This window comes from Paeniglutamicibacter kerguelensis, assembly GCF_017876535.1.
In the GTDB taxonomy this organism is placed as follows: domain Bacteria; phylum Actinomycetota; class Actinomycetes; order Actinomycetales; family Micrococcaceae; genus Paeniglutamicibacter; species Paeniglutamicibacter kerguelensis.
Map to the genome: position 1 here is coordinate 3,278,996 of NZ_JAGIOF010000001.1, position 22,270 is coordinate 3,301,265.

Annotated in this window: 20 protein-coding genes; 12 read left to right on the top strand and 8 right to left on the bottom strand. The window is 63.6% G+C overall.

What is annotated here, in order from left to right; translation table 11 throughout:
• The first annotated feature begins 6 nt into the window (after window positions 1-6).
• Together JOF47_RS14970 and JOF47_RS14975 are read left to right on the top strand one after the other, a co-directional pair.
• On the top strand, window positions 7-1,749 hold the full coding sequence (locus tag JOF47_RS14970; RefSeq protein ID WP_209999833.1) for an acetyl/propionyl/methylcrotonyl-CoA carboxylase subunit alpha: 1,743 nt from the start codon (window positions 7-9) through the stop codon (window positions 1,747-1,749).
• A gap of 41 nt (window positions 1,750-1,790) precedes the next feature.
• The gene (locus tag JOF47_RS14975) at window positions 1,791-2,471 is read left to right on the top strand and encodes a GntR family transcriptional regulator (RefSeq protein ID WP_209999834.1); all 681 of its coding nucleotides are present in this window, start codon (window positions 1,791-1,793) and stop codon (window positions 2,469-2,471) included.
• Between the two features lie 13 nt (window positions 2,472-2,484).
• Here JOF47_RS14975 and JOF47_RS14980 read toward each other — a convergent pair whose 3' ends face one another.
• Window positions 2,485-3,981, bottom strand: a complete 1,497-nt coding sequence (locus tag JOF47_RS14980) for a PucR family transcriptional regulator (protein ID WP_209999835.1) — start codon at window positions 3,979-3,981, stop codon at window positions 2,485-2,487.
• 286 nt (window positions 3,982-4,267) lie between these two features.
• Here JOF47_RS14980 and speB point away from each other — a divergent pair, with 286 nt between their 5' ends.
• The 4 genes from speB to JOF47_RS15000 all read left to right on the top strand — a co-directional run bounded on the left by speB (window position 4,268) and on the right by JOF47_RS15000 (window position 8,210).
• Complete coding sequence (gene speB / locus JOF47_RS14985; RefSeq protein ID WP_209999836.1) at window positions 4,268-5,266, top strand: agmatinase; 999 nt, start codon at window positions 4,268-4,270, stop codon at window positions 5,264-5,266.
• 200 nt (window positions 5,267-5,466) lie between these two features.
• Complete coding sequence (locus JOF47_RS14990; protein WP_342592802.1) at window positions 5,467-6,303, top strand: polysaccharide deacetylase family protein; 837 nt, start codon at window positions 5,467-5,469, stop codon at window positions 6,301-6,303.
• A 188-nt stretch (window positions 6,304-6,491) separates the two neighbouring features.
• A complete protein-coding gene (locus JOF47_RS14995) occupies window positions 6,492-7,250 on the top strand; it encodes an SDR family NAD(P)-dependent oxidoreductase (protein WP_209999839.1) in 759 nt (252 codons plus the stop codon).
• 36 nt (window positions 7,251-7,286) lie between these two features.
• Window positions 7,287-8,210 carry an NAD-dependent epimerase/dehydratase family protein gene (locus JOF47_RS15000; RefSeq protein ID WP_209999842.1) on the top strand — a complete coding sequence of 308 codons (924 nt, stop codon included), beginning with the start codon at window positions 7,287-7,289 and terminating at the stop codon, window positions 8,208-8,210.
• Between the two features lie 754 nt (window positions 8,211-8,964).
• Here the strand turns inward: JOF47_RS15000 and JOF47_RS15005 are convergent.
• The gene (locus JOF47_RS15005; protein WP_209999844.1) at window positions 8,965-10,407 is read right to left on the bottom strand and encodes an APC family permease; all 1,443 of its coding nucleotides are present in this window, start codon (window positions 10,405-10,407) and stop codon (window positions 8,965-8,967) included.
• Window positions 10,408-11,843: 1,436 nt separating this feature from the next.
• Here JOF47_RS15005 and JOF47_RS15010 point away from each other — a divergent pair.
• A complete protein-coding gene (locus tag JOF47_RS15010) occupies window positions 11,844-13,361 on the top strand; it encodes an aldehyde dehydrogenase family protein (RefSeq protein ID WP_245356383.1) in 1,518 nt (505 codons plus the stop codon).
• On the opposite strand, the gene JOF47_RS15015 is transcribed toward JOF47_RS15010, so the two are convergent.
• Both JOF47_RS15015 and JOF47_RS22205 read right to left on the bottom strand, forming a co-directional pair.
• Window positions 13,358-13,633: a hypothetical protein gene (locus JOF47_RS15015; protein ID WP_209999848.1), complete on the bottom strand. Its 276-nt coding sequence runs from the start codon at window positions 13,631-13,633 to the stop codon at window positions 13,358-13,360. The two genes, JOF47_RS15010 and JOF47_RS15015, sit on opposite strands and share 4 nt — an antisense overlap.
• Before the next feature lie 69 nt (window positions 13,634-13,702).
• Window positions 13,703-13,825, bottom strand: coding sequence for a hypothetical protein (locus JOF47_RS22205; protein WP_281070247.1), 123 nt, complete (start codon window positions 13,823-13,825; stop codon window positions 13,703-13,705).
• Window positions 13,826-13,963: 138 nt separating this feature from the next.
• On the opposite strand from JOF47_RS22205, the gene JOF47_RS22210 reads away from it, so the two are divergent.
• The 3 genes from JOF47_RS22210 to JOF47_RS15025 are packed head-to-tail and all read left to right on the top strand — an operon-like array spanning window position 13,964 to window position 16,717.
• Window positions 13,964-15,331, top strand: a complete 1,368-nt coding sequence (locus JOF47_RS22210) for a penicillin acylase family protein (RefSeq protein ID WP_281070248.1) — start codon at window positions 13,964-13,966, stop codon at window positions 15,329-15,331.
• The gene (locus JOF47_RS22215) at window positions 15,318-16,112 is read left to right on the top strand and encodes a penicillin acylase family protein (protein ID WP_281070307.1); all 795 of its coding nucleotides are present in this window, start codon (window positions 15,318-15,320) and stop codon (window positions 16,110-16,112) included. Before JOF47_RS22210 ends, JOF47_RS22215 begins: the two co-directional genes overlap by 14 nt.
• Window positions 16,109-16,717 (top strand): GNAT family N-acetyltransferase, encoded by a 609-nt coding sequence (locus JOF47_RS15025; RefSeq protein ID WP_209999851.1) that lies wholly within the window; start codon window positions 16,109-16,111, stop codon window positions 16,715-16,717. Before JOF47_RS22215 ends, JOF47_RS15025 begins: the two co-directional genes overlap by 4 nt.
• Here JOF47_RS15025 and JOF47_RS15030 read toward each other — a convergent pair.
• From JOF47_RS15030 to JOF47_RS15045, 4 genes are all read right to left on the bottom strand, one after another.
• Entirely contained in the window at window positions 16,714-17,907 is a 1,194-nt protein-coding gene (locus JOF47_RS15030; protein ID WP_209999853.1) for an ABC transporter permease, read from the bottom strand. The two genes, JOF47_RS15025 and JOF47_RS15030, sit on opposite strands and share 4 nt — an antisense overlap.
• Complete coding sequence (locus JOF47_RS15035; protein ID WP_209999855.1) at window positions 17,895-18,593, bottom strand: ABC transporter ATP-binding protein; 699 nt, start codon at window positions 18,591-18,593, stop codon at window positions 17,895-17,897. The genes JOF47_RS15030 and JOF47_RS15035 overlap by 13 nt, the downstream gene beginning before the upstream one ends.
• A complete protein-coding gene (locus tag JOF47_RS15040; RefSeq protein ID WP_209999857.1) occupies window positions 18,590-19,591 on the bottom strand; it encodes a peptidoglycan-binding protein in 1,002 nt (333 codons plus the stop codon). Before JOF47_RS15040 ends, JOF47_RS15035 begins: the two co-directional genes overlap by 4 nt.
• 101 nt (window positions 19,592-19,692) lie before the next feature.
• Window positions 19,693-20,193, bottom strand: a complete 501-nt coding sequence (locus JOF47_RS15045) for a hypothetical protein (protein ID WP_209999859.1) — start codon at window positions 20,191-20,193, stop codon at window positions 19,693-19,695.
• 171 nt (window positions 20,194-20,364) lie between these two features.
• Here JOF47_RS15045 and JOF47_RS15050 point away from each other — a divergent pair, with 171 nt between their 5' ends.
• Window positions 20,365-21,021, top strand: coding sequence for a response regulator transcription factor (locus JOF47_RS15050; protein ID WP_210001731.1), 657 nt, complete (start codon window positions 20,365-20,367; stop codon window positions 21,019-21,021).
• Window positions 21,008-22,261, top strand: coding sequence for a sensor histidine kinase (locus tag JOF47_RS15055; protein ID WP_209999861.1), 1,254 nt, complete (start codon window positions 21,008-21,010; stop codon window positions 22,259-22,261). Before JOF47_RS15050 ends, JOF47_RS15055 begins: the two co-directional genes overlap by 14 nt.
• Window positions 22,262-22,270 lie beyond the last annotated feature (9 nt).

Below are 22,270 nucleotides of genomic sequence, written 5' to 3' on the forward strand. Positions count from 1 at the left end.
CCACGCATGAAGAAAGTACTGATCGCCAACCGCGGCGAAATCGCCGTCCGCATTGCCCGCGCATGCGCCGACGCATCCATGGTTTCCGTGGCCGTCTACTCCGACCCGGATGCGGATTCGCTGCACGTGCGCCGCGCCGACGAGGCCTACGCGCTGAACGGAGCCTCCGGGGCAGACACCTACCTGAACATCGCAAAGATCCTTGAGATCGCAGCCCGCTCGGGCGCCGACGCCGTGCACCCGGGCTACGGCTTCCTGGCCGAGAACGCCGACTTCGCCCAGTCCGTCATGGACGCCGGACTGACCTGGATCGGCCCCTCCCCCGACTCGATCCGCGCATTGGGCAACAAGGTCACCGCACGCGAAATCGCCGTGCGCGCCAACGCCCCGCTGGTGCCGGGCACCGAAGGCCCCGTGGCCTCGGGCGCCGAGGTCCGCGCCTTCGCCGAGGAATTCGGCATGCCGGTTGCCATCAAGGCGGCCTTCGGCGGCGGCGGGCGCGGCATCAAGATCGTGCGCAACTTCGAGGAAATCGACGACGCCTTCGAATCCGCGGTGCGCGAGGCAACCGTGGCCTTCGGCCGCGGCGAATGTTACGTGGAACGCTTCCTGGACAAGCCGCGCCACGTCGAGGCCCAGGTCCTGGCCGACACCCTCGGCAACATCGTGGTCGTCGGCACCCGCGACTGCTCGCTGCAGCGCCGCCACCAGAAGCTCGTGGAGGAGGCGCCCGCGCCGTTCCTTAGCGACGAACAGCGCGCCTCCATCCACTCCTCGGCCAAGGCCATCTGCCGCGAGGCCGGCTACCACGGTGCCGGCACCGTCGAGTACCTCGTGGCCCCGGACGGGCTGATCTCCTTCCTTGAGGTCAACACCCGCCTGCAGGTCGAGCACCCGATCACCGAGGAAACCACGGGCGTCGACCTGGTCGCCGAACAGTTCCGCATCGCCTCGGGCCAGGCCATCTCCTTCACCGAGGACCCGGCCCCGCAGGGCCACTCCTTCGAATTCCGCATCAACGCCGAGGACCCGGCCCGCGGCTTCCTGCCGGGCCCGGGCCGCATCACCGCGTTCGAGGTACCCACCGGTTCGGGCATCCGCGTCGACTCCGGCGTGCGCACCGACTCGGTGATTCCCCCGCACTACGACTCGCTGATGGCCAAGCTGATCGTCACCGGCGCCACCCGCGCCCAGGCGCTGCGCCGCGCCAAGGTCGCCCTGGACGAGATGGTCATCGCTGGCGTTCCGTCCGTGCTGCCGTTCCACCGCGCCGTGGTGCGCAACGCGGAGTTCGCCAACAACGAGCGCTACGGGGTCTACACCACCTGGATCGAGTCCGAGTTCGCCGAGGCGCTGGCCGCAAGCCCGGAAATCGCCGCGGCCGAGCCGGGCTCCGCGCGCGAAACCCTCACCATCGAGGTCGACGGCAAGGCCATGAACATCGGCCTGCCAGCCTCGCTTGTCGATTCGATCCGGCACGGCGGCACCGGGGCGGCCTTCGACCTGGCCGCCGAGAACATCGCGGCCGCGGCCGACGAGTCGACGCTGGTGGCGCCGATGAACGGCAATCTGGTCAAGTGGGCCGTCGAGGAGGGCGCGGCAGTCGCCGAGGGCGACACCATTGCCGTGCTCGAGGCCATGAAAATGGAGTCGGCCATCGCGGCGCACCGTGCGGGCACCTTCACCCGCGGCGCCCAGGAACCGGGAACCGCCATCAACCGCGGCGAAGCACTCGGGAGCATCGCTTAACGCATCGCGGGCTCTCGGCGAGTATCGATTAGATTGGAAAGATGCTGGTGAACACCGTACTTTCGTCGTTGCCCCTCGCCGAGGGTTCCACCCACGCGCACACCGGCGAGTGGGTGGCCGCGGTGCTGCGCTCACGCATCGCCGAGGGCCAGCTGCTGCCCGGGGCCAAGCTCTCCGAGCAGTCGCTGTCCGCGGCCCTGGGGGTTTCACGCAACACCCTGCGTGAGGCCTTTGCCGTGCTGGACAACGAGCTGATCATCACCCGCATCCCCAACCGAGGGGTCTTTGTTTCCTCCCCCGGCGCCAGCGGCGTGAAGGAAATCTACGGCGTGCGGCGCATCATCGAGCCCGCCGCGGTGCTGTGGGGCCCGAACCTGGACACCGATGCGCTGGCCGCGATCGTCGTCGACGCGCGTGCGGCGCTGGCCGCCGGGGACATCGCGCAAATGGCGGACGCCAACCAGTGCTTCCATGAGCAGTTGGTCCGGGCCACCGGAAGCGAACGGCTGCAGGAACTCATGACCCGGGTGCTCGCACAGATGCGCCTGGTCTTCCACGCCATGAGCGACGCCCCGGATTTCCACTCCCACTACGTCGAGCTCAACGCGTCCCTGGTGGAGCTGCTGGTCGCCGGGCAACGCGAGGAAGCCTCGATTGCGCTGCGCGGCTACCTGGATCGCGCCGAGGCGGAACTCCTGGCCCACCTGGGCGAGGACAACTAGCGCCGCCTGCGGCTCAGCTTGCCTGCATAACCTTTTGGATCTCAAGGGCAAACCAGAGCTGGGCCAAACTCGAGGTTTCCGTCATGTCCAGCCCCGTCAGCTCGCCGATCTTCCGGATCCGGTAGATGATGGTCTGCCGGTGCGTGAACAATGCGGTGGCTGTCTTCTGCCACGATCGCTGCAGCTCCAGGTACGTCCTGAGCGTGACCATCAAGTCCGGTTGCTTGCCCTGCTCGTAGTCCATGATCGGACCCAGCAGGCGTTTCACGATTGCCAGTCCCTGCTCGTGGCTGGTGACGCCCAGCCACGACGGGCCATCGGAGTAGTGCACCAGCGGGGTGCTGCCGCTTTCGGCCGACCCCAACGCCCACAGCGATTCCTGCTGCGCCTGGATCATCCGGTGGGTGGACGCCATGGCGCTGATGCCGATCCGCATGTCCGGTCCCGCGACATGCAGCAACGTCTCGCCTCGGCATTCGGCCGAGATGGCTAGGTGCAAGCGATCGCCCTGGAGAAGGCACACCGAAGAATAGCCATGCTGCCACAGCTCTTGGTGGATCGTTGCCAGTTTTTGCGCGTCCTCGCATGACATCGACACCATCATGAAGTTGCCTGCCGGAATCCCGAAGCCATCCAGCCGGTTTTCCATTTCGGCCACGTCAAAGTGCCCTTCAAAGGCCTGCCGCAGGAACTCCGCACCGAGCCGCTGTTGGCTTTCCAGGGCCAAGGCCGTGCGAGAAAGTTCCAGCCCAAGGACCGTTGCGGCGTGCAGCAGGACCACCGCATCGGGGTGCGGCTGGGACTCGGGAAGCACCACGAGGACCGCGTTGGCATGGGTCGGTATTTCCATCATCAGGATGTGCCTGTCATCCACAAAGTGCCATTGGAAGGGTTTTGCCGCTTCGGCGTGGCCGCCGCTGAATCGGCCGACCTGTTCGCGCACGTCCTCCGGCAGCGCGTCGCCCTCCGGATGCCATGGATGCAGGCAACGCTTGTCTACAACGAAAATGGTGGATCGAAGCACCGTGGCGATGCCTTGAACCAGCGCTGCCCATTGGCCTTCCGCAGCAGAGGGCAGACGAAGCAGCTCGTAGATCCGCGCGGTCTGCCGAAGCCTGCGGAATTCCTCGCTCTGCGATGCGGTGGCGACGGAACGGGCAATCGCGGTGAACGGCAGCGGGAATGGAACATTGACGATTGGAAGCGACAGCTCGTCGCACACTGCCAGGAACTCCGGCATGAGTTCGGGTGCGTGCATCTTCGCGCCAATGGCCAGGGCTTGGGCGCCGGCACCGACCAGGGACCGAGCCATCTCGACCTGGCCGGCGGCGTCTGCCGGTATGGACATTCCGTTGGTCATGAGGATTTCGCCGCCGGTGACCCATTCCCAGAGGCGCGGGAGATCCGAGGTGTGGGCCGAGGTGAGTTGGTTTTCCAGCCCGCTTGCGCCGGCAATAAGGCTCAGGCCAAGCTGGGGTTCGGCCAGCAATTCAGCAACCGTGATGGCCATGGTGTACTCCTCCGGTTCACGCGGACGCGGGAAGAAGCGCCGAGCTGGTTATACATATGTATAGCTCGGGCTGTTATTCGTAGTCAATTGTTTTCTGTACATGACACCTCCTATTGCCAATGATGGGAAGACAACACGGACAAACACCCTGAACGACCCGGAGCGAGAATGAATTCTTGGATTCCCGCTCTCGTTTCAGGAGACCTTCCTACCAACGACATTCGGGCATCCCAGCGCTTTCTAGTACGGCAAGCCGGCAGTCCCTCCACCTTGAAGGGTTTACATCATGACGACTCACAAGCCAATCGGCCCCGTGGATGCAACCAAGGTCCCCCGTTATGCCGGACTGGGAACATTCGCACGCTTGCCACAAATCGATGCCGTGCCTGACTACGACATTGCGATCGTTGGCGTACCTTTCGACGGCGGTTGCTCCTTCCGCCCGGGCGCCCGCTTTGGCCCGGCCGGCGTTCGCGAGGCATCGCGCCTGTTGCGCCCCGGCTACCATGTTGAGCTTGGCGTGGAGCCTGTCCGCGAAGCCCAGGTCGTCGACGCAGGGGACATCGCCTGCACGCCCTACAACATCACCAGGGCCGTGGAGGAAATCGAAGAGCAGGCATTGCCCCTCATGGCCATCGACAAGAAGGTCGTGGCCATTGGCGGCGACCACACGATTGCCTTGCCAATGTTGCGGGCACTGAACAAGGTCCACGGACCGGTCGCACTCCTGCATTTCGATGCACACCTGGACACCTGGGATACATACTTCGACGAGCCGATCACCCACGGCACGATCTTCCGCCGCGCCTTCGAGGAGGGCCTCCTGGTCGAGGACAAGTCCATGCATGTAGGCATCCGCGGCCCGGTCTACGACCAGAAGGATTTCCTCGACGACCACGCGTTCGGATTCCAGATCATTCGCTGCTCCGACATCGATGTGATCGGTGTTCCCGCCGCGATCCAAAAGGTCAAGGATCGTCTGGGTGACACACCCGTCTACGTCTCCATCGACATCGATGTCCTTGACCCCGCGTTCGCACCGGGCACCGGAACCCCGGAAATGGGTGGACTGCACTCACGCGAACTGCTGGCGTTGCTGCGCGGCCTGGACGGAATCAACATCGTCGGCGCCGACGTTGTAGAGGTGGCACCCGCATACGACCACGCCGACATCACGACCCTCGCCGCGGCAACAGTCGTCTTTGACCTGCTTGGACTCATGGTCAACCGCGACAAGAAGGCCAACCGCTCGGGCGATTCAGCCCTGGAAAGCGCCACAGCGTAAGTTCCTCCAGTCATTTGTGGGCACGTGGCACACCCCGCTTGCGCCAAGGTGGGCCACGTGCCCACCTTGGCGGCTCATCGAAAAGCAACTTTCCCTGAGTGCAAACACACTTCATTAATCGCAAAATATGTGATGAGGACCCGATGAATCAAAGAGAAGACACCGGAACCGACAAAGGCTGGCTCCAAGGTGCAGCATGCGTGGCCGCGCTAACGTTCGATGTGGATGCCGAATCCCCGGTGCTTGCGGAAGGCCGCAGGCACGCGGAAAGTGCGATGGCCATGACGCATCAGGCCTTCGGGCCAAAAGTTGGCGTTCCCCGGATTCTCCAAATGCTCAAGGATGTCGGACAACCGGCCACGTTTTTCATTCCCGGCGTCACCGCCGAGCGCTACCCGCAGATGGTTGAGCAGGTGCTGGAATCCGGGCATGAAATCGCACACCACTCGCACACCCATCGGCAGGCAGTACACCTGACGCTGGATGAAGAGCGGCGCGATTTCGATCTGGCGATGAAGGCACTCGGACGATTTGGCATCACCCCCAAGGGCCACCGCGCTGCCATGTGGCAGCCATCGTGGCAGACACCATCCCTCGTTGCCGAATTCGGTTTGAAGTACGATTCCAGCCTGATGGATTCCGATACCCCGTACCTCATCGAGACCGAGTCCGGAACCGTGGCAGAACTTCCTCCACATTGGAGCCTGGACGACTGGGAGCAATACGCGTTCCTTCCTGAACCCCGGCTCGGGGAAATCATTCAGTCGCCGACAATCGTTGCCGACATGTGGATAAACGAAATCGACGCAATGCGACGCCATGGTTCCTTGTTCATGCTTACCTGCCACCCATTCCTCACAGGCAGGGCAGGACGCCTCGAAGCCCTCCGAAAGGTCATCGAAACGGCCGCCGACTGGGGAGACGTACGGTTCACGACATGCGAATCGCTTGCCGATGCGGCGCTTGCCGACCCGGCCCTCGTTCCAGCACCACTGGTACCGATCACCGTCTCCGAGGACCTGTACCCCGACTACTAGGACCGAGGCCACGGGAAGCCGGGGCCATGGGTGAATCGTGATTGGATTTGTCCAGCCGCGGCTTGCCGTGAGCTTCTTCCGGGGATGCAGTCAACGGAACGCAATGGCAGCCCGATGAACCAGGCGGTCTCCACCAAGAAAGTTCGGCAGCGCGGCCGCCGACTTCCATGCAGCAGGAAAGGGTTGTAATGACGATTTTTGCGGACAAAACCTACGTTGTCACAGGTGCTACCTCGGGAATAGGCCTTGCCGTTACCCACGCCCTGCTGTCAAGGGATGCCAATGTCGTTGCAGTGGGCCTTCCCGACGAACAATTGAAGGCCCTGGCCAACGAAGCAAACGACCGGCTCTTGGTTCTCGAAGCCGATGTCTCCAACTCGGAGCAGGTGAACAGGGCATTCGCTGATGCCGAAGCACGTTTTGGGTCAATAAGCGGTGTCCTGAATGCGGCTGGCATCCTCAAGGTGGTCCCCATTGGCGAAACGACCGATGAGCTGTGGCAGAGCATGATTCAAGTCAACTTGTCGGGAACATTCCACGTGATGCGAGCCGCCGCGGGCGCTCTCTCCACCGCCGGAAGCGGCTCCATTGTCTGCATTGCAAGCGAGCTCTCACTGGTCGGCCAGGCCGACTACGTCGCGTATACGGCGTCCAAGGGCGGGGTACTTGCGATGGCAAGGTCCCTCGCGGCCGAGCTGGCCCCGATTGGCATCCGCGTGAATTCCCTTTCGCCGGGAACAACCGACACCCCCATGCTTGCGGCAGGATTCGCCAACGACGCCGAACGTTTGCGAGACCAAGCATCGGTTCCCCTGGGGCGTTTTGCTTCGCCGGAAGAAATCGCCGCGGCTGCGCTGTGGCTTCTAGGACCAGAATCCTCATATGTCACCGGCACAAACCTTGTGGTCGATGGTGGCAGAACCGGAACCTTTTCGCTCAACGGTTAAGAAACGCAGCAACGAATACTCACAGAAGGTAGTCAAATGAGCAATATCCTAGTTACCGGTGGTGCCGGATTCACTGGCCGCCACATCGTCAATGACCTGGCCGACGCCGGCCACAACGTCATCAGCTACAACCGCGACTTCCTTGAGGCTCCGCGCCCGGACGTCACTGCCATCCAGGGCGAGCTGTTCGACATTCCGCGCCTTTTGGCGGCATTCAAGGATCACGATGTCGACGCGATCATTCACACTGCTGCCATGTCGCATCCAACCTATTCCTTGGACTTTCCACTGGCCACTTTCTCGGCCAACGTTGAAGGTACCGTATCCGTTTTCGAAGCAGCCCGGATCCACGGGATCAAGCGGATCGTGAACTTCTCGTCGGAATGCGTCTATGGAAAAATCTCGGTCGCCACGGTTCTCGAATCCGAACCGCACAACCCGACGACTCCATACGCGATCACGAAAGTCGCAGGTGAATGGCTTGGCCAGGTCTACCAGGAGCGGTACGGGATCGACGTCATCTCACTTCGCATCGGCCAAGTCTATGGTCCAGGCAATCGCATGGATGAGGTGGTCCGTGACGTGATGCGGGGCGTAATCCACGACGGTTCTTTCTCCATCGATCACGGGGCAGACCACCGATACAACCTGGTTTACGTTCGAGACGTCGCCAACGCAGCCATCGCCGCAGTCCAGGCACCGATGGCCACTGCCCCGCGGCAGCTTGGCTACAACGTTTCCGGGCCGGAGCATGCAACGCTTGCGGAAATCGCGGACGTGGTTCGAGCCGCCTTCCCGGGGAACCCCATTGAAATCGGGCCGGGGCTTGATCCGACGCTTGATCTGCAGGGACACTTCAGCGTTGCAGCTGCGGCTGCCGATCTGGGCTACGTTCCCAGCTGGCCGTTGGAGCGCGCCATTCCCGATTACGGAGAGTGGCTGGCAAAGCACGACAGCTAACAAACTGGCCTGCCAGTCGTGCAGAGCCGAAGAGCGGTTTCTGGCCCCACGGGGGCTTGGAAACCGCTCTTCGGCATTTAACTTGCCGTTCCTTGGAAGGGAGCAGTCCCGGGCTCTGGGGGGGGACTGCTTGGCGGCTTGGCCCAACGTTGGACAAAGCGCCCCCATCGGCCAGAATCAGGCCCGGTCGGTGGTTGCCGATGTCGTGCTGCCCGGTAACACCGCGTGAACCTTCGATGACGACACCGACGGCTTCAGTCGATTCGTCGGAAGCGTTTTGGTGCCGGTTCGTCTGCCCTGGCAGACCAGCGATGCGAGAGGGACTTGGGCCTTCTTGGGTGGGGCGCCCCAAGCCCGGTTTCAGATTTTTATGTCTACGACGAGCCGCGATGCGCCGACGACATCCGCCCGGCCGGCCCGCGGGTGGGCCAGCAATGGCGCCACCCAAGTCGACCTGCATCATTGGAATCGGGATTCTCTCGGGAGTTGGCCGGTGCTATGTGGCCCGTGAAAGCTTCCGGAATGGTACTGGGTCCTTCCCGGAGGCGTCTGCTGTCACTGACTGTTTGGAAACAAGATTCGAACCCCGGAAGTCAGCCAGCTAACGGAACCGGCAATTGTCGACCGAGAATCTCTGGCTTAATCGCCAAGGGCAGTAGGACGGCCGAAACGACACCGCTCGCCTCGTTCCGAGCAAACGAACAGCTGCCTCTTGCGAAACGTGTTCACAGGAGACAGCTGTTCTTACTGCACTTTAGATAAGACTCGAGCTTTTCTTTCTCAGTTTTTTCTCAAGCACGTACCCGCTGATTCCAAGTAATACAAAGATGATGATTACGGAGTAATTTTGGTACCACGGCCCGTCGGTCATCCGGGGCCATGCAATGTTGATGATCTCAAAGCCCAACCAAAGAACCGCGGCCACGTTGATTACCAGGCCAAACTTCCCAAGGCTGAATGGACCTTGCTTCCATTCCCCCTTCAACCTCACGATCAGCGCGGCAACGACAGGGAATGCAAAGGCGATGTAAAAACCAACTGTTGCAAAGGAAATCAGCGCACCGTATACCTGTGAAGCCGAGATCGCCAGGATCAGCATTGAAGCCACAGCCGATACCAGGACCGCGTTGATGGGGAGGCTGTCGGACTTGCTCAAACGCCTCAGCGTCTTGGCGGCTGGCAGCGCATCAATTCTGGCAAATGCAAAGATTGCTCTTGAAACCGCCGCCTGAAGCGCAACCACGCCAGCGATGAATCCAAGGACGATGAGGATCAGGAGTGGCCTGGAAATCCCGACGCCGAAGTGCGTTGTAAGCGTTGTGGAAATCGGATCCGGATCAGCGCCTGAAACAGCTGCTTTCAAATCAGGGATGGCCAGCAGCAGGGCCAAGGCCGAGAAGGTAATGACGGAAGCGACAGTGATCAAAGAAGTAATAATGGCACGCGGAACCTTGCGCTCCGGCGACCGCACCTCTTCAGCAATTGCTCCAGCGCTCTCAAACCCAACAAACGACCAGCCGATGATTGCGACGGCAGCGAGGAAAGGGCCGAAAATGTATGCGGAGGAATCGGAAGGCGAACTGAACGATTCAAAAATCGTGCTAAGCGAGTTCTTGCGGTAGAAGATGATCAACACAAGTCCAACACCAAGGCTGGCAATAACTTCGCAAATGATACTGATGGTGACAAACAGGCTGAGCCATCGTCTGCCTGCGGAATTTGCAATGGTGCTGATTGCCAAGATTACCGCGCCCAGCAGGACCTTTGTTAGGGAACTCGGGTTCTCCCAGCCCAGGAACGAAGCAAGAAATGTGCTTCCTCCGTATGACACTGCGGCCACGGTGATCACCAAGGTCCAAATGTACGCCCATCCGGCATACCAGCTGTACGTGTGGCCCAAAAGGCTTCGCGACCAGAGGCATACACCGCCAGCAACCGGCCACCTCGATGCCAATTCGGCAAGAACGAGCGCAACCAAACACTGACAGGCAAGCACCACGAGCATGCCCCACCAAAATGACGGACCGGCGGCAGTGAGCGCCAAGGCAAAGACGGCGTATAGACCGATGATCGGCGACATGAAAGCAAAAGCCAATGAGAAAGATGACCAGAAGCCCATCTCCCGTTTGAGGACAGGGCCTCCTTCCAGTGGCGCGTCAGATGCACTGCTCTGCTCCACTTTCAGCGTTTCACTCATGAGAAATTTCCTATCAAATGATTATTAATCGTTGATAATTTATGGAATGAAATCCTTGTGAAAGTTATTCGCAGGGATTGCATCGCCCGCGATGGAGCTGAGACCTCGCCCGCCCGCCAAGTGCTTGCCGTGGGGGCAGGGCCGACACATATCCGGTCCATCGAAGGCGCCCTTCGCATGCGGTTTCCCATCCGCCCTCATGCTCGTTGTCGCCATAAAAATGCTTACATCTCCATGATTAGTGACCCGAGTCACCCGGGATAGGTGCCGATTAGCTAGAGACGTCGAAATGATTCATACATGTGTACAAATCATGACCACCGGGCGACCTTGCCCACCGGTCGATTGAAGCACCTGTCACCATGGCGCTTCCCGCTGAAATCGACCTCAGGGGTTCCGGCTGGATCCCCCCGAGCTCTTCAGGCCCAGACATGTGCACAGCTGCCAAAAGGTTCCGCTCCCCCATCACGTTTCGCTTTGCCGATGTCCCGCGCATGCCGATGCGGCACTTCGCTCCGCCTCCCCTTTTTTGGGAGGGCAGCACTACTCCTTGGCGCCTCAAGTCTTGACTGGACTCTTGGCAGGCAAACCGAGTCGCGTTCGCCGGCGCCATAAGGTTCCGGCTAACTTGGCCCCAGGCCCGCATTTCGCGCAGTCCTTCGCGCGCCGAAACGGAAGGAGCCTCGATGCGTTGCCTTGGCGGCAACCCTCCGCAACACTTTTCGATCAGGAGCCAATTGCGCCCCGCCCGCACCCCCATCTGCATCGATCAAGACAATTTTCATGGGCCGCATCCGTCCCGAATGAACCTCAATAGACAAATGCAGAAGTCACAACAACATTTCTAGTCATTCCATGAATACCTTGAGTGATCCGGGCCGCCAATACTATAAATGACAGCTTCCGTGGACCAATGCCTCGGGCAAGGTCTCCTGGAGACAATGACGTTTGCAGCAAACTCTGGGAATACACGATGAGCGGCACTGCCACACTCGCAGGAACGCAAACAGTTCCGAGCATTGACGACAGCAAGATCCGGCCCATTCCAGCGGATGAGCGCCACGGAACGGCGCAGCATCGCCACATGATCATGTTTGGGTCCAATTCCGCAATCCTGGCCATCGTCATCGGCGCTCTGGCCGCGCACGGTCTTACACTCTGCCCCAGGTCCCCGGTCAGGCATCGCCCGAATGATTCAGGTCCGCAGCCAGTTCGGTTCCCGTGGGGTGCCGGGCGGGGTTCAAATCTCCTGGAGCATGGGACCGTTCGCCATCACGTCGATCTGCCATTTCGAAGCCCGCATTTTCCAGAAGGCGCCATCCTTCGAAGCCCCGAAGCTGCCCGACCCGTCAATGCCATGGCCTGATCCAAGTCATACCTTTTCGAAGCAAAATTACAAACCGCGCACAGCGCGCAGAAAGCAATGGTGAATCGTCATGACTCAGGTTGAAATCGAAAAGGTAATCGTCCTCCGCCCCTCCTCGTGCAGCGTCCCGATAGCGGAATTGCCGCCAGCGGGCCACTACATCGATGGATCGTTCGTTGCAGGCTCGTCAAACACCGCCACCGAAGTCACCAATCCGTCCACCGAACAAGTACTGGCCAAGGTTCCGGAAGGAACATCCGAGGACGTCGATCTGGCAGTAGAGGCAGCGGTTCGTGCCCAGGAATCCTGGGGCAACACCACTCCCAAGGAACGATCCGAGGTACTTATCTTGATCGCCAACATCATTGAGGCAAACAAGGAAGTGCTGGGGGTGATTGAGTCGGCCAACACCGGCAAGCCCACCGCCGTGGCCGAGGACGACGTCGCCAGCTCGATTGACGCCTTCAGGTTGATGGCCGGTGCCGCCAGCACCCTGACCGCGCTGGCCAGCGAGGATCATGTAGCCGGCCACACCTCGGTCCTGATGCGCGAACCCGTTGGCGTCGTGGGTGTCATCACCCCGTGGAACTACCCGTTGCTCTTGGCGGCCTGGAAGATCGCTCCCAGCTTGGCCGCGGGCAGCACCGTCGTGCTGAAGCCTTCCGAGCAGACCCCGCTTTCCGTCTTGAAGCTGGCCGAACTTGTCAGCAGGCATATTCCCGATGGAATCCTGAATATCGTCACGGGCCACGGTCGCGTGGTTGGACAGCGCATCGCCGAGCACCCGGATGTGGCTCTTCTTGCGCAAACCGGCGGCGTGCGAAGCGGCGAAGGCGTGGCCGAAACGGCCGCGCACTCCAGCAAGCGCGTCCAGCCTGAGCTCGGCGGAATTGCACCCGTGGTCGTTTTCCCGGATGCCGACCTCAAGGCAGCGGCAGAGGGCGTTCGCGCCGCCGGCTTCAGGAACTCCGGCCAGGATCGCGGAGCCGCCTGCCGCGTGCTGGTCCACGAATCCGTGGCCGAAGAATTCACCAAGCACCTTGTCGACGGGGTCAACAGCCTCGTGGTCGGCGCCCCCGGAGGTGGCGAAGAAGTCGAGATCGGTCCCATGATCTCCAAGGAACACTACGATCAGGTCTTGGAGCTCCTCGGCGAAGCCATCGAGGCCGGCATCGAGGTGGCCACCGGAGGCGCAGCCTGCGAAGGCCCCGGATACTTCATCCAGCCGACGGTCTTGAGCAACGTTCCGGCCGGCGCCAAGGTCACCAGCCACGAAATCTTCGGCCCCGTGGTCACCGTCGAGTCCTTCAGCAACACCGATGAGGCCATCGCCCGGGCCAACGAGACCCCCTATGGATTCTCAGCATCGGTATGGACCAAGGATTCGGCACTTTCACTCAACGTCCCCAGGAAGCTTTCCTTCGGCACCGTTTGGGTCAACTCGCACCTCGCTCTGGCCAGCGATCGTCCCTGTTGGCGGCTTCAAGTGCTCGGGATACGGCAGGGATCTCTCGCTCTACGCGATCGCGGATTTCTACCGCACCAAGCACGTCATGATCAACCATGGCGACTAGTGCGTGACTCCTAATCCCCGGCAACCGGGTTTGGCAGGATTGACGGGTGAAATCCCGTTGCACCGTACCGTGACGGGGGGATCATCCACGGCGTCGAACAGCGAGTTGATGGCCGGGACGGACGCGGGGTCGCCCACATCCACACGCGCCGCGATGCCGGCTCCGGGAGCTCGAAGGTGCTGCCCTGGACCGTGGCTTCGGTGGTGTCCCCGGCTTGGGCTTCCCGGGCGCAGTCCGCGGCGAGGCCGTCGTGCAGGGCGACGCCCAGGGTGAATGTCCCGGCCAAGGGAACGGGCTCCACCTGGGTGTAGGCGCGCTGGTGGGGTTTGCTGGCGTCGTCGAACCAGATGCGGATTCACATGGCGGGGTGGATGCCGCAGCGCTCCAGGAGCCCGCCGTCGCGCAAGTGCAGGCGTAGGAAGTCCGGGGTGACCTGCGCGCGGCCGGTGACCCCCAAGGCGAAATCCTTGGCCCCCATGACCTTCAGGACGACCCCTTGCCAGCTGCGCTTCGTGCAACACTCCTTCACGAACAGCCCCGGTTTTGAGAATCCGCCCCAAGCCACCTATCTTTGACTAAAGTAAGCCTAACCTAACTTCGAGAGCGCCTTGTGACCATGACGCCTGCCCCCGCCAGCCCCGGCAACCACACCTCCGGCAACGCCCCGGGCGCGGGCATCTACCGCGATGCCTGGGGAATCCCACACCTGCGGGCCACTTCCGCCGACCAACTGGCGCGCCTGCAGGGCCTGAACGCCGCCACGGACCGCTCATGGCAGATCGAGCTGGAACGCTGGCGCTCCGAGGGACGAACCGCCGAAATGCTGGGCGCCGACGGCGTGCTGTGGGACCGATTCTCCCGCCAGTGCCGGATTGACGACACCGCGCGCCGCTGCTTCGACACCCTCGACGCCGACACGCAGCGCTGGTGCAGCAGCTACGTGGCCGGCATCAACGAGGCGCTCGACGCCGGCCTGCGCGGCGGGCCGGAATTCGAGGAGTCCGGCACCGCTCCGGCACTGTGGAACCCGTGGACCCCCCTGGGCGTGTTCCTCGTCCAGCACATCCTCTTCTCCACGTTCCCGAACAAGCTCTTCCGCGCCCATGTCGCCCGGACCCTAGGCCCCGACGCCGTCGCCCTGTTCAGCATCGAGGCCCCCGTGTGGTCCGGCAGCAATGCTTGGGCAGCCCATGGTTCGGCCACCGCGAGCGGTGCGCCGCTGATCGCCGGCGACCCGCACCGCCTCCTGGAACTGCCCGGCGTCTACCAGCAGGTACACCTTGCCTGCCCGGATTTCGACGCCGTCGGCTTCGCCTTCCCCGGCGTCCCGGGCCTGCCGCACTTCGGCCACACCGGCCACACCGCCTGGGCCATCACCAACGCCATGGCCGACTACCAGGACCTCTTCGAAGAAGAGCTGCGCCGGAGCGCGGACGGCGGTATCCAGGCGCGCGGCCCCCTTGGCTGGGAATCCGCCGTCGCGGGCGTCGAGACGATCCTGGTCCGAGGCGGCGCGTCCGAGGACGTGGAGGTCGTCGAGACCGCCCGCGGTCCGGTAATCGCCGGAGGGCCCGACGGCGGCGCGTTGAGCCTGCGGGTGCCGGCCCGGGTCGAGGGACGGCTGGGTTTCGACGCACTCCTGCCGCTGCTGCGCAGCCGCCGCGTCGCCGACGTGGAGACGGCCCTGCAGCAGTGGGTGGAGCCGGTGAACAGCGTGGTCGCCGCAGACACAGAAGGAACCGTGCGGCATTTCCTCGCCGGGCTGGTGCCGCAGCGGAACCACGACAACCGGCGCGTGCCGGTGCCGGCAGCCTCAGCCGAACATTCCTGGGACGGCAGCTATGTGGAGCTGCCGAGGACCGGGGTGGACCGTTTCGCGGTGAGCGCCAACGACCGCGAGGCAGGCGGCGGAGACCCCGTCGGGATGGAATTCGCCCCCCGCCCACCGCGCCCGGCGGATCCGCGAACTCCTGGAAGTCCCTGACGCCGCACCCCTCACGGTGGACGCCATGCAGGCCATCCACTCGGACACCCTGCTCGGCTCGCTGCCCGCGTTCCGTGCCCTGCTGGAAACGCTCGATGCCAGGCTGTTGCCGCCTGCCGCCGCCCGGCTCCGCTCCCGCATCCTCGCATGGGACGGCCACATGCACGCGGGCGGGGCAGACGCCGGGGCGTTCGCCGCGTGGCGCTCGGCCCTGGTCCGCAGGATTGCGCGGCACCCGGCCTTGAAACCACTGGCCGGAGCACACGGGTATTCGCCGCTGTTCGGGCCGTGGCTTTCCGTGGCCTCCCGGGTGGGCTTCGCCGTTGAGACGCTGCTGCTTCGCGGCACGGAGCTGGGGATCGACCCGGCGGTGGAGGCCGCGACCGCCCTGGCCGAGGCCGCTGCCGTGCCGGAGGAAAGCTGGGGCGGGCGCCACACGATGCTCCCCGTGCACGAGCTCCCCGGCCGGCTCGCGGCCCGCATCCCGGCCACGGCCCTCTCAGGCGACACCGGCTGCGTGCTCTCCACCGAGAGCCTGCCCGGCGTCGAGGACCGCAGCTTCCGCGGCCCGGTGGCCCGCTACGTCTGGGACCTCGCGGACCGCGCCAATTCCCGCTGGGTTGTCCCGTTCGGCGCGGCCGGCAACCCTGGAAGCCCCCATTTTTCCGACCAACTGCCGCTCTGGGCAGCCGGCGGCCTCGTTCCGGTCATCACGGACTGGAATCTGCTTGTCAAAGACCCTTTGCTTGCCACGGAACCCCCATCGAGAAGGACCCCATGAACACCACCCCCGCAACGGCCCAGGACTTCAGCCTCCGCACCACCCTCTATACCGAGGACCTTGGGTCCTGGGGGACGGTGCGGATCGTGCCGCTGTCCCCGGAGGGAGACCTCGATCTCATCCACGGCTGGGTCACGCAGGATCGTGCCCGGTTCTGGGGCATGACGGAGTACTCCCGCAGCGACGTCCTGGAGGTCTACCAGTTCCTCGAGTCGCTCGAGACGCACCACGCGTTCCTGGTGGTGCTCGATGGTGAACCGATGGCCCTGTTCCAGACCTACGAGCCCCTGCATGATCCCGTGGGCGAGGCCTACCCGGCCCGTGCTGAGGACATCGGCATGCACCTGCTGCTGGCGCCGGCCACCCGGCCCGTCCCGCATTTCACGCCGCGGCTGGTCACCTCGCTGATCAACTTCATGTTCTCCAACCCCGCCATCGACCGGATCGTAGTGGAACCCGATGCCCGGAATGACAAGGCCGTGCGCCGGCTTGAATCCACGTGCTTCGAGCTCGGGCCCATGATCCAGCTGGCGGAGAAGGAAGCGCAGATGGCCTTCCTGACCCGGGAACGCTTCGAGCGCACGGAAGCGCTGCGCACGCGCTAGGCCGAGGCCAGCGCCGCGGTCGGCGCCGTGCGTGCCGCGCGAACCGCGGGCAGAACGCCGGCAATGGCACCCACCGCGATGGTGACAAGGATCCCGGCAAACAGCACAGCGGGCGGGATCGCCACGGCCCAGCCGTTTGACCGTGCGGCAATCGCGGTGACCAGCCAGCCCAGCAGCGTGCCCGCTGCCCCGCCCAGGGCCGAGAGCAGCATGGCCTCGAAGAGGAACTGCAGGCGGATGTGCCGCCGCGTGGCACCGAGCGAGCGCCGCAGCCCGATCTCCGAGCGGCGTTCAAGCACCGAGATGACCATGGTGTTGGCAACCCCGATCCCGCCGACCAGCAGGGCGATCGAGCCAACGCCCACCAGCAGACCGGTGAACGCTTGGTCGACGGTGTTCTTCGCGGCCAGCGCGTCCGAGGGGCGCGAGACCTTGACCTCGTTGGGTGCCTGCGGGTTGATGGTCGGCGGCAGCAGCTCGCGCACCGCGGCCACCCGGTCCTCGACGGATCGTTCAAAGATCCGCGTCGGGATGCCGGTATAACCCAGCAACTTGCGGGCCACCGGCTCCCCCACCAGCGCGATGGAGTCCAGCTCGGGGGCCAACGGGGAGGAATCCAGGATTCCCACCACCGTGAATTGCTGCCCGCCAAGCCAGACAATTGATCCCGCTTTCTGGATACCTAGGCGTTCGGCGGTGGTGCGCCCCAGCACCGTGGCCGGGAGTCTCTCCGTGGCATCGTTGAACCAGGAACCATCGAGTAGGTTCACTCCGGTGGCCGAGAGCAAATCTCCTCCGGCCACGGCCACGGTGAGTCCCCCGGTGCGCGAGGGCTCGATCCGGTCGTTGCGGTAGATGTTCACCCCTTCCATGGTGCCGATGGATCCCGCGTGCTGGACCCCGGGAATCCGCTTTATGTTCGCTACGGCGTCCTTGGGAAGCTCGGTCTCCTGCCCCAAAACATCGGTGCCGGCAGAAACGGTGAGCAGGTTGGTGCCCAACACCGCGAGTTTCTCCTTGACCAGCGCCTGGCTGGAGGTGGAGATGCCGATCACCGCGATCATCGCCGCGATGCCGATGGCGATGCCCAGCGAGGAGAGCACCGCCCGCATGGGGCGGGCGCGCAGCCCGTGGAAGCCCAGCGCGAGCAGGTCTCCGGACCGGAGCTTGGAGCGTTTTAGCTGGCCCATGAAGCCTCCCTTCGTACATCGGAAACAATTCGGCCGTCGCGGATGCGCACCTGGCGCGGCATCTGTTCGGCCAACTCGGCGTCGTGGGTGATGACAACCACGGCAGCCCCCTGCGCGTTGAGTTCGCGCAGCACCGAGACGACCTCGGCGCCCGAGGCCGTATCGAGGCTACCGGTGGGCTCGTCGGCGAGGATCAGCCACGGGTTCCCCACCACGGCACGGGCGATCGCCACGCGCTGGCGTTCGCCGCCGGAAAGCTGACGGGGGTTGTGCCCCAGCCGGTGTCCCAGCCCCACGCGCTTGAGTGCGGCGGCGGCCCGGGCGCGGCGCTCGCGCGGCGGAATCCCCGTATAAAGCAGGCCAGTGGCAACGTTCTCCAGGGCGCTGACCCCGTCGGAGAGGTGGAATTGCTGGAAGATGAACCCGATCGTGTAGGCGCGCACGGCGGAGAGCCCCGCGTCGTCAAGGGTCGCCAGGTCGTGCCCGGCGATGTGCGCCTCACCGGTGGTTGCCCTATCCAGGGAGCCGATGATGTTCAGCATGGTGGATTTGCCCGAGCCGGAGGGGCCGACGATGGCAAGCATCTCGCCCTCCTCAATGCTCAGGTCGACCTCGGTGAGTGCGGTGGTGGGCGGGGACCCGTAGGTCCTGCCCACCGAACGCAATTCGATGATAGGGGTGCTCACTTGGCGACCACCACGGTGTCGCCGGCCTTCAGTTCGACCGACTGCACCTGAACCAACCCGTTGGCGAAGACGCCGGGCTTCACGGGAACCAACTTGACGCCGCCGCCCGCGGTAATCTCGACGGCGAATCCGCCGCCGGGCTGGGCGAGCAGCGCCGAGACCGGAACCTGCACCACGTTCTTGGCCTTGACCTGGGTGAACTGCACGCCAACGGGTACGTCTTGGAGGCCCGCGCCGGCCTTCTCCTTGTCCAGCACCACCGTCACGGGGATCTTGCGGGTGGCGCCCTCGGTGCCTTCCTTCTCCACCGGCGTGCCGACCGAGCGCACGGTGCCCTTCTCGGTGGCACCGCCCGGCAAGGATACTTCTACCTTGGTATTCTTCTTGGCCAGGGACCGGGCTGAGGTGTCAAGGAAGACCGCGATCTCCTTCTGGACTCCGGTGACGGAGATGATCTCGCCGCTGGCCACCGAACCCGCCTTCGCCTTGGCCGCCTGGATGCGCACGTCCTTGGAGGAGAAGACGATGCGGCCGTGCTCGATGATCCCGGTTTGCTTCATCCCCAAAGACTTTTGCCAGTACTTGACGGCGTTCTTGGTGGCCGGGGTGAACCTGGTATCCGGGGTCAGCCGGAAGTAGCCAAGTTTGGCCAGCGATTTCTCCAGCTGCAGTACGTCGTTACCGTTGCTCATGCCCTCGGAGAAGGCACGCCACACCGGAAGCTCGCCGTGCATCATGACAACAGGAAGATCATCGATGCGGAAAAGCTCATCGCCTACCGAAACGATGGTTCCCGGGGCCGGGATGGACGTGAGCGTACCGTCTAGGCGGGTTCCCATGTCGCGGCGTGTACCGTGGCCCAAGGTGCCCTGGACTCGTACCGTCTCGATCAAATCTCCGCGCACCACCTGTGTGCGTTCAAGGTTGAGCGGAGCTGGCCCCTCGGCCTCGGTGACCGGTGGCCGAACCAAGGCCAGGATGCCCGCTACCAGGGCCACTACCACTATGCCTAAGAGCGTGAAGAGTATCGCACGCTTGCTGCGGCGAGGCCGCTTCATAGTTGGTTCACCGTCACGGTGCGCTGTGTGTTCGGCGCTCACTAGTTGTTTTCCTGTCCGTTGGCCTTGGCAGAGCACTTGTCGACGACGTTCACATCGATTTCCGGGCCCAAAGCCGAGCTCATGCCCATGCTGCCCTTGACCGGGTCCGGGTAGTCGTACCCTGCCTCGCGCATGCAGGAGGCGAAGGCCAGCTGGGATTCAAACATTTCCTGCTCGGTGGGCTGGTTTTCGTCGACCGGCGGATCCCCGATAGTTTCCGCGCACTTCGCGTAGGCCGCGTCGAAGGCCACCATGTCGTACTTCGAGAGGTCCACCGAGCCGGTCATACCGTCCTCACCGGTAGCCGGGCCGGTGATGTCGAAGCCCGCGGCTTTCATGCAGTCGTCGGTCTTTTGTCGCCAGTCAATCAGCGAGAGCTGGTAGTTGTCGGTCTTCAGCTCGGTGCTCTGCGGTTTTGCCGGGGAACAGGCCGTCAGGCCCAGCACCAGGGCGATCCCGGTGAAGGCCGTGATGCGACGGGCGATGGAGGTGTTCTTCATGGTGCTGTCCTTACATTCGATAAGCAGGCGCTTCGGTCTCTTGGGTTCCAGCACACCAGAACCGGGGTTTAAGGAAGGTAAAGGTCGATATTTACCTTTTCCCAACCGACTTCCTGATTGACTGGTAGCAGTAACCAGCAGCCGAACCGCGAAGAGAACGGGAAGTCACACGTGCGCGTCCTGATCGTTGAAGATGAAGAATTCTTGGCCGAGGCGATCCATGATCGGCTGGCGATGGAATCGATCACCGCTCAGGTGGTGGGCGACGGTGACGCCGCGCTGGCCGCGCTGCTGGAACAGGACTTTGATGTGGTGCTGCTGGACCGGGACATTCCCGGGGTGCACGGCGATGAGGTGGCCCGCCGGCTGGCGGCCGACCCACAGGGACCTGCGGTGCTGATGCTCACCGCCGCCGGGGACTTGGAGGAGCGCGTCGCGGGCCTGGAATTGGGCGCCGACGACTACATGTCCAAGCCGTTCGAGTTCGCCGAGCTGATTGCCCGGCTGCGGGCCCTGTCCCGCAGGAAATTCACCACGCTGCCGCCGGTGCTCGAACGCGGCGGGATCCGCGTTGATTCGGTGCGCCGTGAAGTCAGCCGCGACGGGACCCCGATCGCGCTGACCCCAAAGGAATTCACGGTCCTGGAACTATTGATGCAAGCGGGCGGCGGAGTGCTCAGTGCGGAGACCCTTTTGGAGCAGGCCTGGGATGCGAACGCCAACCCGTTCACCCATGCCGTCAAGGTCACCATCAGCACACTTCGCCGCAAGCTCGGCGAACCCAGCCCCATCAAGACCGTTTCGGGAGCCGGGTATGGCTTTGTCTAGGACCACGAACCAAGAAACTACAGTTCCCGGGATCCGCAGGTACCGGGCCACGGTCCGCATGCGCCTGGCCCTGACCTATTCCGCGTTGCTCACCGGGTCCGGGATCATCATGCTCGGCCTCGTCTATGTCTTCATGCGTTTTGTGCCGACCTACGACCTGGCTGCCGCCACCGTAACCCCCGCGACGACCGCCGTTCCCGGCTCCACGCCCGATCCGTCGGCTCCGGTTCCCGGGGTCCCCGAAGGAAGCACCCCCGCGGTTCCCTCGGGGACCGCCTCGGAATTGCTGGTCACCTCCACCGACCAGATGCTCAACCTGCTGCTGGTGATTTCACTGGTGGTACTGGTGGTCTTGGCCGTCATCGGAGTGGTCGTCGGCTGGGCGGTCGCGGGACGCATGCTCAAGCCACTTCAGTACATCAACGCGGCAGTCCGCGGAGCGACGCACGGCGACCTGGGCCAGCGCATCGGGCTCGCCGGTCCGCGTGACGAGATCTCCGAGCTTGCAACGAATTTCGACACCATGCTGGAGCAGTTGGAACGCTCCTTCGCCGCGTCCAAGCGCTTCGCATCGAACGCCTCCCACGAGCTGAGCACCCCGCTGGCCACCAGCCGCGCCATGCTAGACGTGGCCATCGCAAAACACGATGGCCCCGAGTTCACCAAGGTGCTTCATCGGCTGCGGATCATGAACGAGCGCAGCATCGAGATAACCCGTGCGCTGCTGGAACTGGCACGGGTGGATTCCGCAACCGCGCGCACCGAGCCGATCGACCTGGCCGCGACAGCGGCCGAAGTCGCACGGGCCTGTGCTGCAGAAGCTGCAGCGCACGGGATCAAGGTCGAGCTCTCGCTGGATCCGGCCGCCATGGCAGGGGACCCGGTCCTGATCCGCCAGCTGCTGACAAACCTCGTGCAGAACGCCATCCGGCACAACACCGACGGTGACGGGCACCTGTCCATCCAAACGGCATCGTCGGGAGCTCACGGCGAGGCGACTCTTGTGGTCGCCAACAGCGGTCCCGTGCTCGAACCGGGCATCGTGCAAAGCCTCACCGAACCGTTCTTCCGGGCGGCCGGGCGCACCTCCTCGTCGGGCAGCAAGGGACACGGGCTGGGCCTGTCGATCGTCTCTGCCATCCTCGAACGGCATCGCGGCACGCTTGACCTGGAAGCACAGCCAACGGGCGGATTGCGGGTGACGGTCACGTTCCCCGGCGCGGGCGTTTTCGCCGAGTAGCGGGTTGTC